This window comes from Leifsonia sp. HAY1-4F (genome assembly GCF_056755275.1).
The window spans coordinates 39751-56312 of the sequence record NZ_JBNDHX010000012.1 but is presented as its reverse complement, the minus strand read 5'-3'; the positions used below and the strand labels follow the sequence as shown (position 1 = coordinate 56312).

15 protein-coding genes, 3 tRNA genes and 1 pseudogene are annotated in these 16562 nt (G+C 69.0%); 14 read left to right on the top strand and 5 right to left on the bottom strand.

Features of this window, described 5'->3' with window-relative positions; all coding sequences use genetic code 11:
• The first annotated feature begins 26 nt into the window (after nucleotides 1–26).
• Genes ACPYOG_RS04435 through ACPYOG_RS04405 form a run of 7 tightly spaced genes read left to right on the top strand, consistent with a single transcriptional unit; the run spans nucleotide 27 to nucleotide 6503 of the window.
• Nucleotides 27–1136, top strand: a complete 1110-nt coding sequence (locus tag ACPYOG_RS04435) for a sugar phosphate isomerase/epimerase family protein (RefSeq protein ID WP_481293044.1) — start codon at nucleotides 27–29, stop codon at nucleotides 1134–1136.
• Nucleotides 1133–2188 (top strand): sugar phosphate isomerase/epimerase family protein, encoded by a 1056-nt coding sequence (locus ACPYOG_RS04430; RefSeq protein ID WP_481293041.1) that lies wholly within the window; start codon nucleotides 1133–1135, stop codon nucleotides 2186–2188. Before ACPYOG_RS04435 ends, ACPYOG_RS04430 begins: the two co-directional genes overlap by 4 nt.
• 16 nt (nucleotides 2189–2204) lie before the next feature.
• Nucleotides 2205–2984 (top strand): nuclear transport factor 2 family protein, encoded by a 780-nt coding sequence (locus ACPYOG_RS04425; protein WP_481293040.1) that lies wholly within the window; start codon nucleotides 2205–2207, stop codon nucleotides 2982–2984.
• Between the two features lie 12 nt (nucleotides 2985–2996).
• Nucleotides 2997–3413, top strand: coding sequence for a C-glycoside deglycosidase beta subunit domain-containing protein (locus tag ACPYOG_RS04420; RefSeq protein ID WP_481293039.1), 417 nt, complete (start codon nucleotides 2997–2999; stop codon nucleotides 3411–3413).
• Nucleotides 3410–4594, top strand: coding sequence for a Gfo/Idh/MocA family protein (locus tag ACPYOG_RS04415; RefSeq protein ID WP_481293038.1), 1185 nt, complete (start codon nucleotides 3410–3412; stop codon nucleotides 4592–4594). The genes ACPYOG_RS04420 and ACPYOG_RS04415 overlap by 4 nt, the downstream gene beginning before the upstream one ends.
• 32 nt (nucleotides 4595–4626) lie before the next feature.
• Nucleotides 4627–5634 carry a sugar phosphate isomerase/epimerase family protein gene (locus ACPYOG_RS04410; RefSeq protein WP_481293037.1) on the top strand — a complete coding sequence of 336 codons (1008 nt, stop codon included), beginning with the start codon at nucleotides 4627–4629 and terminating at the stop codon, nucleotides 5632–5634.
• A complete protein-coding gene (locus tag ACPYOG_RS04405; RefSeq protein ID WP_481293036.1) occupies nucleotides 5634–6503 on the top strand; it encodes a ThuA domain-containing protein in 870 nt (289 codons plus the stop codon). Before ACPYOG_RS04410 ends, ACPYOG_RS04405 begins: the two co-directional genes overlap by 1 nt.
• Here ACPYOG_RS04405 and ACPYOG_RS04400 read toward each other — a convergent pair.
• A complete protein-coding gene (locus ACPYOG_RS04400) occupies nucleotides 6485–7804 on the bottom strand; it encodes a restriction endonuclease subunit R (protein ID WP_481293035.1) in 1320 nt (439 codons plus the stop codon). The two genes, ACPYOG_RS04405 and ACPYOG_RS04400, sit on opposite strands and share 19 nt — an antisense overlap.
• Nucleotides 7801–9069: an ROK family protein gene (locus ACPYOG_RS04395; protein WP_481293034.1), complete on the bottom strand. Its 1269-nt coding sequence runs from the start codon at nucleotides 9067–9069 to the stop codon at nucleotides 7801–7803. Before ACPYOG_RS04395 ends, ACPYOG_RS04400 begins: the two co-directional genes overlap by 4 nt.
• 224 nt (nucleotides 9070–9293) lie before the next feature.
• Here ACPYOG_RS04395 and ACPYOG_RS04390 point away from each other — a divergent pair, with 224 nt between their 5' ends.
• From ACPYOG_RS04390 to ACPYOG_RS04360, 7 genes and pseudogenes are all read left to right on the top strand, one after another.
• Complete coding sequence (locus tag ACPYOG_RS04390) at nucleotides 9294–10313, top strand: VOC family protein (RefSeq protein WP_481293033.1); 1020 nt, start codon at nucleotides 9294–9296, stop codon at nucleotides 10311–10313.
• 2 nt (nucleotides 10314–10315) lie between these two features.
• Complete coding sequence (locus ACPYOG_RS04385; protein WP_481293032.1) at nucleotides 10316–11314, top strand: cyclase family protein; 999 nt, start codon at nucleotides 10316–10318, stop codon at nucleotides 11312–11314.
• A gap of 68 nt (nucleotides 11315–11382) precedes the next feature.
• On the top strand, nucleotides 11383–12516 hold the full coding sequence (locus ACPYOG_RS04380; protein WP_481293031.1) for an FAD-dependent monooxygenase: 1134 nt from the start codon (nucleotides 11383–11385) through the stop codon (nucleotides 12514–12516).
• Nucleotides 12513–13502, top strand: coding sequence for a fumarylacetoacetate hydrolase family protein (locus tag ACPYOG_RS04375; protein ID WP_481293030.1), 990 nt, complete (start codon nucleotides 12513–12515; stop codon nucleotides 13500–13502). Before ACPYOG_RS04380 ends, ACPYOG_RS04375 begins: the two co-directional genes overlap by 4 nt.
• Entirely contained in the window at nucleotides 13499–14134 is a 636-nt protein-coding gene (locus ACPYOG_RS04370) for an SDR family NAD(P)-dependent oxidoreductase (protein WP_481293029.1), read from the top strand. The genes ACPYOG_RS04375 and ACPYOG_RS04370 overlap by 4 nt, the downstream gene beginning before the upstream one ends.
• Before the next feature lie 17 nt (nucleotides 14135–14151).
• Nucleotides 14152–15351: an alpha/beta hydrolase family protein gene (locus ACPYOG_RS04365; protein ID WP_481293043.1), complete on the top strand. Its 1200-nt coding sequence runs from the start codon at nucleotides 14152–14154 to the stop codon at nucleotides 15349–15351.
• A 378-nt stretch (nucleotides 15352–15729) separates the two neighbouring features.
• A pseudogene (locus ACPYOG_RS04360) lies at nucleotides 15730–15853 on the top strand (tyrosine-type recombinase/integrase); the annotation flags it as partial.
• A gap of 51 nt (nucleotides 15854–15904) precedes the next feature.
• On the opposite strand, the gene ACPYOG_RS04355 reads toward ACPYOG_RS04360, so the two are convergent.
• The 3 genes from ACPYOG_RS04355 to ACPYOG_RS04345 form a co-directional block, all read right to left on the bottom strand.
• Nucleotides 15905–15977, bottom strand: a tRNA-Phe gene (locus tag ACPYOG_RS04355).
• 92 nt (nucleotides 15978–16069) lie between these two features.
• Nucleotides 16070–16146: transfer RNA gene (locus tag ACPYOG_RS04350), tRNA-Asp, on the bottom strand.
• A gap of 41 nt (nucleotides 16147–16187) precedes the next feature.
• A tRNA-Glu gene (locus tag ACPYOG_RS04345) sits at nucleotides 16188–16260 on the bottom strand.
• Nucleotides 16261–16562: the final 302 nt, after the last annotated feature.

The following is a 16562-nucleotide window of genomic DNA, read 5'->3' as shown; positions in this document are numbered from 1 at the left end:
ACCAAGACCATGAAGGCAGCGACGGCATGACCGGCAACCTCGGATCCCCGATCCAGGGCGTGACGCTGTACAGCTTCACGCGCGTATTCCACGCCCGCGAGTACGACCTCGAGGGCCTCATCCGCAAGGTCGCCGCCGACGGCTACGGCCCGGGGCTGGAGATCATCGGCTTCTCCAGCTTCCGCGGGTTCCCCGCCATCGACGACGGCTACGCCGGCTGGTTCCGCGACCTGATCGCCGAGGTCGGGCTGGTTCCGACGTCGCTCGCGATCAATGCCGACATCGGCATCCACCGCGACCGGCTGCTGAACCAGGACGAGCTCATCGAGTACATGCGCCGCCAGATCGAGGCGGCCGCGAAGCTCGGCTTCCCGATCGCCCGCGTGCAGATCTCGATCACTCCCGACTCGATGGCAGCGCTGGCGCCGATCGCCGAGCAGTACGGCGTCACGCTGGCGCTGGAGGTGCACGCCGACCAGTACGCGTCGCACCCGCGCATCCTCGCGCTGCGGGATCGCTTCGAGGAGGTCGGCTCGCCGTTCCTGGGCTTCACCGCCGACTGGGGCGCGACGACCGTGGGCTTCGCGCCGTCCCTGCTGGAGGCCTACCGCCGTCGCGGCGCCACGGACGAGTTGCTCGGCCAGGTCGTCGACCTCTGGAATGAGTTCTACCAAGCGGGGCCGCCGGCGGACCAGGCTGACCACGGCCAGCGCTTCGGTCGTTTCATCGGCCTTGCCGCCCAGAACGGCCGGCCCGACCTCGGCATCGACTTCGCCATCAACGGCACCGGCCTGTTCGGCCCGGCGCGCGTGGACGACTGGCTGGAGATCATGCCGTGGATCAAGCACGTGCACGGCAAGTTCTTCGGCATCGACGACACCCGCGAGGAGCCGTCCGTGCCGGTGCGCGACCTCATCGCGCTGCTCGTGGAGAACGGCTACAACGGTGCGATCTCGAGCGAGTACGAGGGCTGGCACTGGAACTACTGGCAGTCGCCATTCGACATCATCCGCGACGAGCAGGCCGTCCAGCGGTCGGCGGCGCAGAACGCCGGCAGCCGGATGGTCACCGACGCGGCGGAGGCGCGTATCCAGCTGTCCGAATGGCTGCCCAGCATCGAAGGAGCGAGCCGATGACCCGCAACGACAACGCCGAAGCCGGAGGCGGCATCGCCGGTACCGGCATCGAGCTCGGCACCACCCTCTACTCGATGACGAGCGAGTTCGCGGCCGGCGTCTACACGCCGGAGACTCTCATCGCCTCCGTCGCCGAGAACGGCATCGGTCCGGGCGTGGAGTTCAACATCGCCCAGCTGTTGCGCACCTACCCCGACGTCGACGCCGAGTTCGAGAAGCTCTGGTTCGACTCGCTCGAGAAGTACGGCCTCGAGCCGAGTGCCGTCGGCACCAACCTCGACATGGGGCGCCGCAAGGACCGCGACATGACGCCGGACGAGGAGCACGACTTCCTCGCCCGCCAGCTGAAGACCGCGCACACCCTCGGGTTCAAGCGGGTCGTCATCCGCTCCGCCGGCCGGGAGCTGCTGCGCAGCCTCCTGCCGCTCGCGGAGAAGTACGACCAGCGGCTCGGCTACGAGATCCACGCGCCGCAGGGGCCGAACGACCCGAAGGTGCTGGGGATCCGCGAGCTGTACGAGGAACTCGGCAGCGACCGGCTCGGTTTCACCGCCGACTTCTCCTCCACCATGCACAGCCTGTCGCCGACGCTGCTGTCGCAGCTGGCGAAGATGGGCCTCGACGAGAAGCACTTCCCGGTCATGGACGAGATCTGGCACGAGCCGACGCCCATGCACGTCCGCAACCAGAAGTTCGAGGACTACCTCACCGGCGAAGGCGTCGACCCTGCTCGATTCGGTCCGTTCACCAGGCTCGCGTTCAACATGCACGGCCTGGTGCCGCCGGAGGAGTGGCTCGACATCATGCCGCAGATCTTCCACGTGCACGCGAAGTTCTATGACATCGACGCCGACGGACAGGAGCCGGCGATGGACATCCCGCGCATCGTGCGCCAGTTCGTCGAGGGCGGCTACCGCGGGTACCTCTCCAGCGAATGGGAGGGCCACGCCTTCTCCGACCTGGGGGAGGCCGACCCGATCGACCTCGTCAAGAAGCAGCACGCGCTCATACGCCGCACCATCGAAGACGCCGTCGCCGGCGTCCCGGCCTGATCGACGAGCGCACACCATGTCAGACACCATCGCCGAGTCCACCGCCCTCCGGGAGGAGCTGGCCGCGCTGCGCGAGGAGCTCGCCCAGACCCGTTCCCTCGCCCGCCGTGCGGCAGATCGCGGGGACATCGAGAACCTGTTCAGCCGCTACATGTACCTCCACAACGCGTTTCAGGACGAGCAGATCATCCCGCTCTGGGTCAAGGAGGGCACCGAGGGCATTCGCGCCCGCTACACGAACGCCGGCCAATACACCACGTGGGAGAGCGTCACCCGGTACCACCGCGACCGCCCGTCGCCCGTCGGCAAGCTGATCCTGCACGCGACCACCACCCCGGTGATCGAGGTGGCCGGCGACGGCGAGACCGCGAAGGGCGTGTGGCTGATGGCAGGCACCGAGTCGGGTCTCACCGATCCCGAGGTCGCCAAGAACAGCCCCGACTACATGTACTCGCCCGGAGAGGTGCAGGGCAAGAAGGTCTGGGCGCACTGGGTCTGGTGCAAGTACGCCATCGACTTCCTGCGTCAGGACGGCGAGTGGAAGATCTGGAAGTTCCGCTGCTACGAGCTGGCCCGGGCGCCGTTCGAGGAGAACTGGGTGAGGTTCGGCGAGAAGAACCAGGACGCCTTCGACCTCGACCTGATGTACTTCGGCGACGACGGCAAGCCCGTGTTCATGCCGCCGGCGGACGAGCCGGTGCCGAGCGACAACCATCCGTACAGCCCGTCGACGGCGCAGAAGCTCGAACCCGAGCCTCCTGTGCCGCACGACACGTTCGCCGACACGTTCAAGTAAGGGATTCGGATCATGGCAACCCACAATTCGCTCTTCGCCGAGCAGGACGTCCGGCGCACCGCCGACGGCATCGCCGTCTCCGTGCAGCTGCCCTGGTACCGCAGCCTCTGGCTGTCCGCCGTCGACGATGTCGCGGCGGGCGTCAACGGGGTCCCGATCCCGCGTGACGACCTCCGCTTCGAGCTGAACGGTCGCAGCTACCGCATCGAAGAGCTGCCTGACCAGTCCGAGACGCTGTGGTTCGTCGCCGACCGACCCGACGTCGTGATCCCGCTGGGCCACGCGCCGGAAGCGGGGGAGAGGCTCACCGTGGAGGTCGTGCTCACCATGCGCCTGCTGTACATGCAGATCATGCCGGGCGTCGACGGCGGCCCCGGCCGCTACGTGACCAACCGCGTCCCCGTCGAGCGGGAGCTGGTGCTGGCATGACCCTGCGGGTGGCGATGATCGGCTACGGGTTCATGGGGTCGGCCCACTCGGTGGGCTGGCGCCAAGCACCGGCCATGTTCTCTCTGCCCGAGAAGGTGGAAATGGCCGTCGTGGTCGGACGGAACGCGGATGCTGTCGCCCAGGCCGCCGAGCAGTGGGGCTGGGCCGAATCGGCGACCGACTGGCGGGAGGTGATCGCTCGTGACGACATCGACCTGGTCGACATCGTCACTCCCGGCGACTCCCACGCCGAGATCGCGATCGCCGCTCTCGAGGCGGGCAAGCACGTCCTCTGTGAGAAGCCCCTCGCCAACTCCGTCGCGGAAGCCGAGGCGATGGCGGAGGCCGCCGCCCGTGCTGCCGAGCGCGGGGTCGTCGCCATGGTGGGCTTCACCTATCGCCGAGTGCCGGCGGTCACGCTGCTCCGCGACCTGATCGCACAGGGCACGATCGGCGAGGTGCAGCAGGTCCGCGCCGCCTATCGTCAGGACTGGCTGGTCGACCCGGAGATGCCGCTGGCCTGGCGACTCCAGAAGGAGCACGCCGGCTCCGGAGCGCTCGGGGACATCGGCGCCCACATCCTGGACATGACCCAGTTCGTCACCGGTCAGACGGTCGACGCCGTGACCGGTGTGCTCGACACCATCGTGAAGCAGCGACCCCTGCAGGCGACGGGATCCGGACTCTCGGGCAGCGCAGGCGAGGGCTACGGCGAGGTCACGGTCGACGACGTCGCGATCTTCACGGGCCGGCTGTCCAGCGGTGCGCTGGCCTCGTTCGAGGCCACACGGTTCGCGACCGGGCGCAAGAACGCGCTGTCGATCGAGGTCTCGGGCACCGCGGGCGCGTTGCGCTTCGACCTGGAGGACCTCAACACGCTGCAGTTCTACGACCGCACTGCGCCGGAGGAGCTCCAGGGCTTCGCGAAGATCCTCGTCACCGAGCCGACGCACCCCTATGTCTCCGCCTGGTGGCCCGCTGGCCACCTGCTCGGCTACGAGCACGGCTTCAGTCACCAGGTCGTCGACCTGGTGACCGCCATCGCCGAAGGCACCCAGCCGCATCCCACTTTCGCCGATGGCCTGAGCGTGCAGCGCGCGCTCGCCGCCGTCGAGGAGAGCTCGGCGAACGATTCGGCTTGGGTCCGCGTCGCCGCGAGCGACCCGGTTTCCGCACACTGAAGGTCTCCGCATACTGAAGAGGAGTCAGAACGATGACGCGACCGATCACCCTGTTCACCGGCCAGTGGGCCGACCTGCCCTTCGAGGAGGTGGCGCGGCTCGCCGGGGAGTGGGGCTACGACGGCCTCGAGATCGCCTCCTGGGGCGACCACCTCGATGTGTCCCGGTGGGATGACGCCGCGTACGTGCAGTCGCGCCGCGACATCCTCGAGCGCAACGGCCTGACGGTGTGGACGATCTCCAACCACCTCGCCGGCCAGGCGGTCTGCGACGACCCGATCGATCGGCGCCACCGCGACATCCTGAACGATCGGGTGTGGGGTGACGGCGACCCGGAAGGGGTGCGGCAGCGCGCCGCCGAGGAGCTGAAGCTGACTGCCCGGATGGCCGCAGCACTGGGCGTGAAGACGGTGACCGGCTTCACCGGCTCGTCGATCTGGAAGGCCGTCGCCATGTTCCCGCCCGCCTCCGACGAGTGGATCGCCGCGGGCTACCAGGATTTCGCCGACCGCTTCCACCCGATCCTCGACGTCTTCGAGGAGGTCGGCGTGCGGTTCGCGCTGGAGGTGCACCCGTCCGAGATTGCCTACGACTACTGGACCGCGAAGGCCACGCTGGAAGCGATCGGCCATCGCAAGAGCTTCGGGATCAACTTCGACCCGTCGCACTTCGTGTGGCAGCAGCTGGACCCGGTGGCGTTCGTCCTCGACTTCGCCGACCACATCTTCCACGTGCACGTGAAGGAGTCGATCACCAACCTCGACGGCCGCAACGGCGTGCTCGGCTCCCACCTGCCGTGGGCGAACCCGCGACGAGGCTGGACCTTCGTCTCCACCGCGCACGGCGAGGTGCCGTGGGAGCCGATCTTCCGGGCGCTGAACTTCATCGGCTACACCGGCCCGACCTCCGTCGAGTGGGAGGACGCCGGGATGGACCGCCTCCAGGGCACTCCGGAAGCCATCGCCTTCGTGCGCGAGCTCAACTCGATCACCCCGCCCGACGCCGCGTTCGACTCCGCCTTCTCGACGAAAGCAGACTGATGCCCGATCCACTGGACGTGCTCATCCTGTCGGGCCACATGACCCGCGAACACGACAACGAGCACCGCAGCTTCCGCCTGCACAACCAGTGGATCACGACACTGCTGGAGGACACCGGCCGCTTCCGCGTGCGGGTCGTGGAGGACCCGCGGCGGCTCGGGCCTAGGATCATCGACAAGTACGACGTGGTCATCGTCGTGTTCGAGGGCCGGGACGGCTACCACGAGAAGGCGACCGGCTTCGGCGCAGAGACGGATGCGGCTCTGCTGAAGTTCGTCCACGGCGACGGCAAGGGGATCGTCTGGTTCCACGGCTCGGCCGCGCAGGAAGACGACTGGGGCTATCCGGACGAGTACAACGTCATGCGCGGTTCCCGGCTGACGGTGGCAGGAGGGCTCCGGCCCCGGCCATGGGGCGAAGCGCAATTGGACACCGTTGAGCCGCGGCACCCGATCACCGAGGGCATCAGCGCACGCTGGACGGTGACCGGTGACGACATCCTCACCGGCGTGGAGATCCTGGACGGTGCCCAGGTGCTGCTCACGACCTTCGACGACCTCGAGTCGTACGAGTACGCACCGGTGTGGCCCATGTCGCACTACCCTGTCGCGATCCCGCCGGAGGGCGTCGCGGCCCTTCCCGGGATGAACACCGACCAGCCGATCGCGTGGATCAACGAATATGGAGCGGGCCGCTCGTTCACCATCACCATCGGCCACGACATCGATACGTTCCGCCGCATCGAGTTCATCCGGATGTTCCCGCGCGGCGTCGAGTGGGCCGCCACCGGTGAGGTCGAACTCAGCGGTCCCGACCGTCGCGGCGAGCGCCGGTTCCTGCCCTGGCCGTATTACAACCGCGAGGGCTGAAGGGCGGCCCCGACCAGGGACAGGTGCGCCCGCGTCTGTCCCGTGGGGCTGGCGTCGAGCCACTCGTGCCCTCCCCACTCGCTGCACAGCGTACCGGCGAAGCCGGGTGCGGCGGCATGCAGTAGCGCGCCGAGGTCGCGGAGTGGCTGCGAGACACGGTCGTCGGCGTCGTCGAGGTCCCAGAACTTGAGGTGGAACGCGCCGACCAGCGGCAGGATGCCGCGTACGACGTCGGCCGGCGGCCGGCCGAACCGCACGAGCAGGTTCATGTAGAGCGCGTGAGCGGAGGGAGGAACCGCGCCCGAGCGGAGGTGGGTCAACACCGCTTCCATCGTCTCCGGCTCCAGCCAGGCGTCCGTCAGCCGCTGCAGCAGCGGCTCTGGGATGCTCGGCGCCAGCGCCGCGAGATACGTCACCGGCAGCGCCGGCATGAACATGCTGGTGTCGACGAGCAGCCGGATCCGCGAGTCGTCGAGAGAAGCGACGTCGTCGATGGCCCGCGCGCCCGGCGTCGTGTCGGGCGCCTGCTGGCCCTGCAGCTCCTCGTAGAGGGTCAGGTCCAGGTCGTGCAGCACGGGCTGCAGTCTGCTCAGTAGCGCGGGTCCGGCCTGCCCGATCGGCAGCCGCACGCCCGCTGCGCCGAGATCGTGTGCCGTGCGCAACTGCGGCAGGAGGAATTCGAGCCGCTCGTCATCGTCACGCCTACGCGTGGGGCTCAGCCAGTCATCGAGGCTTACTCCGACGACGCTGACCCGGCCACCAGCGGCTTCGAACCGCTCGCGCAGCTCCTCTGCTTCCCCCGCGGAGGTGGACGGGAACGATCGCCACAGCTGCCCGGGCTCGAGCTCGACGACGGACGACACTCCTGAGGTCACGATCCCGACCGCGATGTCGGTCGACGGGCGATCGGCGCGGATCACCTCCGGGGTCCAGTTGAAAGCGCTCGCCGCGAGGGTCCATGGCGTCGCGCCGACGGCCTCCATGCGTTGCTCGGCTTCGAAGTCGAGCTCCAGCGGTGCGTCCGGTCCGCCCGGCAGATACGGGATCAGCAACCGGAAGGACGCCCGGATCGTGTGCACCCCGGACGCGAGCGGGCGGCGGACCCGCAGCGCGAGCCGGTCCTGTACGAACCACCAGCCGTCGCCGTCCGGCACCTCGACGGAGCACTCTTCACCGTCGAGGTGGACCCGCACTCCCGAAACGCTCGACAGCGGCAGGGATCGGATCCACGGCAAGTGCAGACGGACGTCGAACCCGTCGGCGGTGGCGACCAGGGCGTCGTCGCCAAGGATCGGCATCATGCCGCCGCCGCTTTGATCCCCTCGATGCTCGGGCGGCCGTCCGCGAACCACCGGGGGAAGGTCACCTCGAACAGTTCCTCGATCGCCAGTTCGGCGCCGCCTCGCAGCGGCTCCCGCTCGTCGCCCACCGACCGCACGATCGACAGGTCGCGGGTCGCCAGCGGCAGCGAGAGCTCGTAGACGCGCTGACGAACCTCCGCCAGGAAGAGCTCGCCGGCCGCCGACAGAGCGCCACCGACCACGATCACGCCCGGATTGAACATGTTCACGAGTGCGGCGATCGACTCGCCGATCAGCCGGGCCGAGCGCTGCACGAGCGAGATGGCGAGCGCGTCCCCGTCCTGGGCGGCGATGGACACGGACTCCGGGGTGATCGGCTCCCCGCGGGCGACCACGTTCGCGAGAACGCCGGTGGCGCCCTCCTGGAGCGCCCGCTCGGCATCCCGCACGATGGCCCAGCCGGATGCCTCCGCCTCCAGGCAGCCCAGCTTGCCGCACCGGCAGGGCGTCGTCGAGTCGCGGACCCTCACGTGCCCGATGTCGCCGGCGGCCCCGTTGACGCCGCGGTGGATGCGGCCGCGCGAGAGCAGGCCCGCGCCGATGCCGCTGCCGACCTTGCAGTAGATCAGGTCGACGTTGTCGTCGCGGCGATGAGCCCTCTCGGTGAGCGCCAGCAAGTTCACGTCGTTGTCCACCCAGACCGGCGCGTCGAAGCGCTGCTCGAAGCGGCGGCGCACGTCGAAGCCGTTCCAGCCCGGCATGATGGGCGGCGCCACCGGGGACCCCGTCTCGAAGTCGACGGGACCTGGAACACCGACCGCGACCGCCCACACGGGGCGTTCCGGGTGGGATGCGAGGAGCTCGTCGAGCATCGCGAGCGCGGTGTCGATCGTCTCGGCAGGTCCGCGGCCGATGTCCCACGCGCGGTGTCCGTCTGCGATGACCTCGCCGTCGAGGGTGGCGAGGCCCACCCGGATGTGGAGGGCGCCGAGAGCGCAGACGACGATCATGGCCTGGTCGGCGCGGAAGCGGAGCGTGCGGGGTGCGCGGCCGCCGGAGGAGGGGCCGTACTCGCCGTCCTCCAGGAAGCCCATCTCGATCGCGGCCTCGACGCGCTGGGCGACGACGCCACGGCCGAGCCCCGTGAGCCTGCCGATCTCGGGCCGTGTGCCGGCCTCCCCGGTGCGCACGAGATTGATCACGCGCAGAAGGCTCATGGCTTCGTCGGTCTGAGCGCCGAACCTGAGTGCGGAATCCCTAGCCATGCTTGATTCTGACACAACGACAGCGTTGAAAAGGCAAAACGAAGGCCAGTTGCGTCGAAATCGCTGAATCTTGTGCTGCTGTAAGACGGAAGAAAGAACGATGCTGACCAAGGAAATCAGTCTCATTGATCTCCGGCATAGCCGATACGCGGTTCCCTGATCTGGACGCTGCCTTGAAAGTAGAAACCGGGCATCACATTCGGCCCGTCTGGAAAGGATCAAGGATGATCAAGCTTCTCTCCCACTTGTCTTACGTGGAGATCACGTCCCCGGATGTCGAGGCGTCCGTGAAGTTCTACGAGGAACAGGTCGGTCTGACCGTCGTGGATCGCGTCGACGGAGCCGTGTACCTCCGCTGCTGGGGTGACTACTACGCGTACTCGGTCGTCGTCTCGCCGGGCTCCGAGCCGACGCTCGCGACCATGGCCTGGCGCACCTCGAGCGCCGAGGCGCTCGAGGAGGCGGCCAAGCGCGTCGAAGCCGCCGGCATCGAGGGCGAATGGCTCGACGATGTGCCCGCCATCGGCCGCGCCTACCGCTTCACCGGTCCCTGGGGCCACTCGATGACCCTGCACTGGGACGTCACCCGCCACCAGGCTCCCGGCCACGTCGCGTCCATCTACCCGGACCGTCCGGAGAAGCGCAGCAAGGTCGCAGGCGCCCCGCGCCAGCTCGACCACGTCACGATCGCGACCAGCGACGTCGACGGGTTCGCCGCCTGGTACAACGAGGTGCTCGGCTTCCGCATCATGGCCCGGACGGTGCTCGATGAGGCGCCCATCTCGGTTTTCTCGGTGCTCACCACGAACGAGAAGTCGCACGACCTCGGCGTCGTCCTCGACGGCTCGACCCGCGCCGGACGCGTCAACCACTACGCGTTCTGGGTCGACACCTACGAGGAGCTCCTCATCGCGGCCGACACCCTGCTGGAGGACGGCGTCCCGATCGAGTACGGCCCCTCCATCCACGGGATCGGCGAGCAGACGTTCCTCTACTACCGGGAGCCGTCGTCGCTGCGCATCGAGCTGAACACCGGCGGATACAGGAACTACGTGCCCGACTGGCAGCCCAACACGTGGAAGCCGTCGCTGGGGTCGAACAACTTCTACCGCAACGGCGCCATGCCGATGTCGATGACCGAGTCGTTCCCGGCCGCCGACGGACCGAGCGCGACCGAGGAGGGCGTGCCGGACGAGATCAAGGAGGCGCTGCTCAACCCGTACGCCGTCCAGGGTCGCGGCTGACGATGGCGGCACCGAGCGACAACCCGGCCGACCTGAACCGTCAGGATCCGGAGGCGGAGATCGCGTCAAGGGCGGAGGCCTACCGCAACTGGGGTCGGTGGGGCGAGGACGACGTGCTCGGCACGCTCAACCTCATCGACGCCGCCAAGCGGACGGAGGCCGCCGCCCTCGTCCGTGAAGGCCTGACGATCTCCCTGGCCCAGTCGTTCGACATGAACGGCCCGCAGAAGGGTTGGCGCCGACGCACCAACCCGGTCCACACCATGCTCGACACCGGCACGGACGCCGAGCGCGGCACCCAGGGCTTCCCGCACGGGCTCGGCGGCGCCGACGACGTGATCGCGATGCCGCTGCAGTGCTCGACGCAGTGGGACGGACTGGGTCACATCTTCGACCACGGCTACGCCTGGAACGGGCGGCGAGCGGGCGACGTCGTCACGAGCGACGGCGACCTGGTCACCGGCATCGAGCATGCGGCCTCCGCGATCGTCTCGCGGGGGGTGCTGCTCGATCTCGGGCGGCACCTGCGCCCCGGGTCCGGCGAGCTGGAGGACGGGTACGCCATTACGGCCGCCGACCTCCGCTCGTGCATGGACGCGCAGGGCGCGACGAGCGCGGTGGGCACCGGCGACATCGTCCTCGTGCGCACCGGCCAGCTTGCCTGCGTGCGCCGCGACGGCTGGGGCGAGTACGCCGGAGGACCGGCCCCCGGCCTCTCGCTGACCACCGCCGGCTGGCTGCACGACACCGGGATCGCCGCGATCGCGACCGACACGTGGGGGTTCGAGGTGCGGCCGAACGAGTTCGACGTGCCGGCGTTCCAGCCGCTGCACCAGGTCGTCATCCCGAACATCGGGCTCACCATCGGCGAGATGTGGGACCTGGAGGAACTCGCGACGGAGTGCGCACGGCTGGGGAGATACGATTTCCTCCTCTCGGCCCCGCCGCTGCCGATCACGGCGGCCGTCGGGTCGCCGATCAACCCCATCGCGCTGCTGTAGCGGGGTCTCCGCCCAGCGGAGCATCCGGAAGCACAGCAGAGCATCCAGAAGAACAGAGAGGTTCTTTTATGACCGCCGTCACGAAGGTCGCGATCGCCGGAAGCGGCGTCGCAGGGCTTGCCACCGCCATCCAGCTCGCCAAGGCCGGTGTCGAGGTCGACGTCTTCGAGTCGAAACCCGAGCTGAGCGCGCTCGGCTCGGGCATCACCCTGCAGGGGAACGCGCTGCGCGCATTCGCCGCGCTCGGCGTCTGGGACGACGTGCAGGCGAAGGGCTACTTCTTCGAAGGGCTGACGCTGCGGGCGCCGGGCCCGGACGCGCCGGTGGTCGCCGAGCTGCCCGAGGTGAAGACGGGCGGTCCCGACTTCCCGGCGACCGGCGGAATGTACCGCCCGGACTTGGCGCGCATCCTGCTCGACCACGCGGTCGCAGCGGGCGCGAACGTCCGGTTCGGCACGAAGGTCACGGGCGTCGCAGAGACCGCCGACGGTGTCGCGGTGGAGGTGGACGGCTCGCCCGTGGGCAGCTACGACCTCCTGGTCGGCGCTGACGGGCTCAACTCCGTCGTCCGCGAGCTGATCGGCATCACGACCAAGCCGCAGCCGACCGGCATGGGCATCTGGCGGTCGTTCGTCTCGCGCCCGGCGTCGGTCGAGCACAGCGAGCTGTACTACGGCGGCCCGGTGTACATCGCGGGCTATACCCCCACCGGAGAGGACACGATGTACGCGTTCCTCGTCGAGCCCGCGCAGGATCGGGTGGGACTCACCGACGAGGAGGCTGTCGCCCTCATGCTCACCGAGTCGGAGGCCTACGGCGGTCCGTGGAACGACATCCGCGCCGACCTGCAGGCGGGCGCGCAGGTCAACTACACCTGGTTCACGCAGCACATCGTGCCGGCCCCCTGGAACCGCGGGCACGCGGTCGTGATCGGCGATGCCGCCCACACCTGCCCGCCCACGATCGCTCAGGGCGCGGCGCAGGCGCTGGAGGACGCGGTCGTCCTGACTGAGTTGCTGCTCGCCGCCGACACGGTGGACGACGCTCTCTGGGACGAATTCCACGCGCGCCGCGTCCCGCGCGCGCAGGCCGTGGTGGACGCCTCCGTGCAGCTCGGCCAGTGGCAGATCGACCACAACAGGGAGGCCGACGCCGCCGGGCTCATCTTCGGCATCTCGCACAGGATGGCGGAGCCGGCATGAGGATCGCGCGCTGGTCGGTCGGCGACGGCGTTGCGGAGGGGTTCGTGATCGGGGATCGCGTCGTCCCCTTTCCGGATATCCTGACCGCGAGCGACGTGCTCACGCGTGGACTGACGGAGGCGCATGCGCTGTTCGCCCGCGTGAGTGACGCCGACGGGACCGCGCTCGCCGACGTGCGGCTGCTCGCGCCGGTCGTCCCCGCGTCGATCCGCGACTTCGTCGCCTTCGAGGAGCACGTCGAGGGAGTCAGCGCCTCGGTGGACGGTAAGAGCGAAGTCGTGCCCGAGTGGTACCAGGCGCCGACGTTCTACTTCACCAACCCGCACACGGTGCTCGGCCCCGGCGAACAGCTCCGCCCTCCCGTCAGCGCGCGGCTCGACTTCGAGCTGGAGGTCGCCGCTGTCGTCGGCGGTGCGCCCGGGATCGACGGCGCGAACCTGTCCGCCGACGACGCGGCAGAGGTGATCTTCGGCTACACGATCATGAACGACTGGTCGGCCCGCGACCTGCAGTCGCGCGAGATGAAGGTGCGGCTGGGTCCCGCGAAGGGCAAGGACTTCGGTATGAGCCTCGGCCCCTGGATCGTGACCGCCGACGAGTTCGAGCCGTACCTCGACGACGACGGCTTCCTCGCGATCCGCGCGGAGGTATACGTCAACGACGAGCGCGTCGGGTACGACCTCGTGTCGAACATGGCCTGGCCGTTCCCGGAGCTGGTCGCCTACGCCTCGCGCAACTCGCGGGTCGTTCCCGGCGACGTGCTCGGCTCCGGAACGACCGGCAACGGCGGCTGCCTGGCCGAGCTGTGGGGCCGCCGCGGCGAGCTCACACCGCCCCCGCTGACCAACGGCGACACGGTGCGGATGGTGGTGGAGGGCATCGGCGAGCTGGTGGGACCGGTCGGCGCCTCCGTCACGGCACCCGAGCTTCCGGCGGCGCGCGAGCGTTCGCGCGACCGCAGCCGCGTGGAGCGGGTCGTGCAATGAGCTCCACCTTCCTTGACGCATTCGCCCGGGTCGGCGGCGCGACCATCGTCGTGACCGGCGCCGCCCGCAGTCAGGGCGCCGCCGAGGCGCGGATGCTCGCGGAGTTCGGCGCCCGGGTGATCGCAACAGATGTCGTCGATGCCGACGGCGCTCTGGACGACCGCATCGCTTTCCGCCACCTCGACGTGACGGACGAGGAGTCGTGGGCGCGGCTCGCCGGCGAGCTCACGCGGGCGCTGGGCGGAACCCCGCTGCACGGCCTGATCAACAACGCCGGCGTCACCCACCGCGCCGGCATCGGCCAGACCGAACGCGCCGACTGGGACCGGGTGCTCGCGGTCAACCTGACCGGTCCGATGCTCGGGATGCGCGCCCTCGCGCCGGTCATGGGCGACGGCTCGTCGATCGTGAACGTCGGCTCGGTCGCCGGGCTCACCGGTCACTACACGGCGGCGTACACGGCCTCCAAGCCGACGATGTCGCCGGGCTCGCCGTCTTCCTGGTGGCGGACGCATCCCGGTACCTCTCCGGCGCCGATCTCCCCGTCGACGGGGGATTCGCCTCCTCCGCCGGGGCCAAGCACCTCGCCGACCGCATCGCGGCCGGCGCGCAGCACGTTTCGCAGTGAGTAAGGAGTCCCCTCGTGTTCATGTACTTCCCGACCAATTACGTCTGGAGCCTGGCCGTGGTCGCCACCCTCAACAACGGCGGCTTCATCGACGAGGTGGACCGGGCGTGCAAGCCGGTGCTGCTCGCGTCGCAGAACGGCGACGATGCCGGCACGGCCGAGCTCTACGCCTCGTGGGAAGCCGTCGCCGACCGCCTGGTCGCGAAGGCGCAGGCCGACGAGGCCGCGGGCCGGCGGATCGGCGCGGGTGAGACTTACTACCGGGCGTCGCTGTACACCTCCCAGGCCGAGCGCCTGCAGTCGCCGCGGTGGGAGGGACGCAACGCCGCCTACCAGAAGTCGATCGACCTGCTGCTGAAGCACGTGGAGCTCAGCGACATCCCGCTCACGCGGGTGGAGGTGTCCTACGGCGACTCGTCGCTGCCCGGCTACTTCTACCGCGCTCCGGGCGACGGGCCGCATCCCGTCATCATCCAGTGGAACGGCCTCGACTCCACCAAGGAGATGATGTTCTACTCCGGGTTCCCGAAGATGCTGGCCGAGCGCGGCATCTCGACCCTCATGATCGACACTCCGGGATCGGGGGAGGCGCTGCGGCTGCGGGGTCTGACGGCTCGCTACGACACGGAGGTATGGGCGGCGGCGATCATCGACTGGATCGAGGCGAACGCCGAGGAGCTCGGCGCGGACCCCGACCGGATCGGCGTCGTCGGCTGGTCGCTCGGCGGCTATTACGCTCCGCGGGCGGCGGCCTTCGAGAAGCGCCTCGCCCTCGCGGTGGCGTGGGGGGCCAACCACGACTGGGCGGCGGTGCAGGAGGCGCGCCGGAACCGCGAGGGTGAGAACCCCGTGCCGCACTACTGGGACCACGTCTTCTGGGTGTGGGGGGTGAGCGACATGGACGAGTTCATCGAGAAGACCCGCGGCATGCACCTGAACGGTGTCGCCGAGAAGATCACCGTGCCGCTGCTGATCACGCACGGCGCGGGCGATCGGCAGATCCCCGTGCGCTATGCCCATGCGACGTACGAGCATGCGGTGAACAGCCCCCGGCGCGAGCTGCGGATCTTCGACGACCCGGAGGGCGGCACCGAGCACATCTCCATCGACAACATGCCGTACGTCGCCGGAATCATCGCCGACTGGGTCGCGGAGACCTTCGCCGCCCTCGAGCGGTCCGCCGCAGGCGCGGCGCCCGCTGTGCGCGCCGACGCCCGCTGACCGGAACCGGAGAACAATGCGCACCCAGGTCACCATCATCGGAGCGGGTCCAGCGGGGCTCCTCCTCGGCCACATCCTGCACCGAGCAGAAGAGCCGGGAGTACGTGCTCGGCCGCCGACCACGACCGGCTCGGCTCCGACGTCCGCTTCGAGGTGGAGGGCGTCGCTCCGCACGCCATCGACTCGGACGTCCCGTACGTCACCACCGCCTCGGGCGAGCGGATCGATTGCGACTTCATCGTCGGCGCCGACGGATACCAAGATCACCCCGATGCGCAGTTTCGTGGCGTCCACCCTGGCGGACGGCCGGCTGTTCCTGGTTTCCGCAACCGCGTCTTCAACGCGGACGTCGCCCGGTGCATGGAGAACGACGATACTTTTCCGCGGCTGACTCCCCACGACCTCAGACACACGGCCGCATCGCTCGCCGTGTCGGCCGGTGCGAACGTCCAAGTCCGCGCAACGGATGCTCGGCCACGCGTCAGCAGCGATGACCCTCGACGAGCAAACAAGAAACCCCCGGATTCCGCTTGGAACCGGGGGTTTTCTTCAGTGGCTCCGACCGGCATCGATCCGGTGACCTTTCGATTTTCAGTCGAACGCTCTACCAACTGAGCTACAGAGCCGTGCCGCCGAGGCGACGTGCCGCCGGAGCGGCTGGCGGCGGCGAACCGCTGCCATAGACGGAAGCCCTTCCGTGTGGAAGGGCTTCTCGCCGTGGCGACCCTGACGGGACTTGAACCCGCGACCTCCGCCGTGACAGGGCGGCACGCTAACCAACTGCGCTACAGGGCCTTAGTGTGTTGCTTTTGAATTGTAGTGGACGCCGTTGGACGTGACCCCAACGGGATTCGAACCCGTGCTACCGCCGTGAAAGGGCGGCGTCCTAGGCCGCTAAACGATGGGGCCGGATCGTCCCGAATTGCTTTCGCTCTCCGATGACCACCGACGCACAAGCATACGGAAGAGCTGCCGGGAATGCCAATCGGGTCCGGATCCCGGGCGGGTCGGGCCTCGCGCAGGCACGTTCGGTTCGCGCAACGCCCCGCGGAAATCCGCAATGGCCGGGATGCGTACGCATAGTGTGCGGGGAAGGCGATCCCCCGATCGCCCGGTTCGCACGCCGCCTCGACGCAATTCTGGCCACCCCGAAGGGGTGCTCAGAAGGCACGTTGGTACAGTAAGCCCTGTTGACGAAGGGGCCCGTGTGA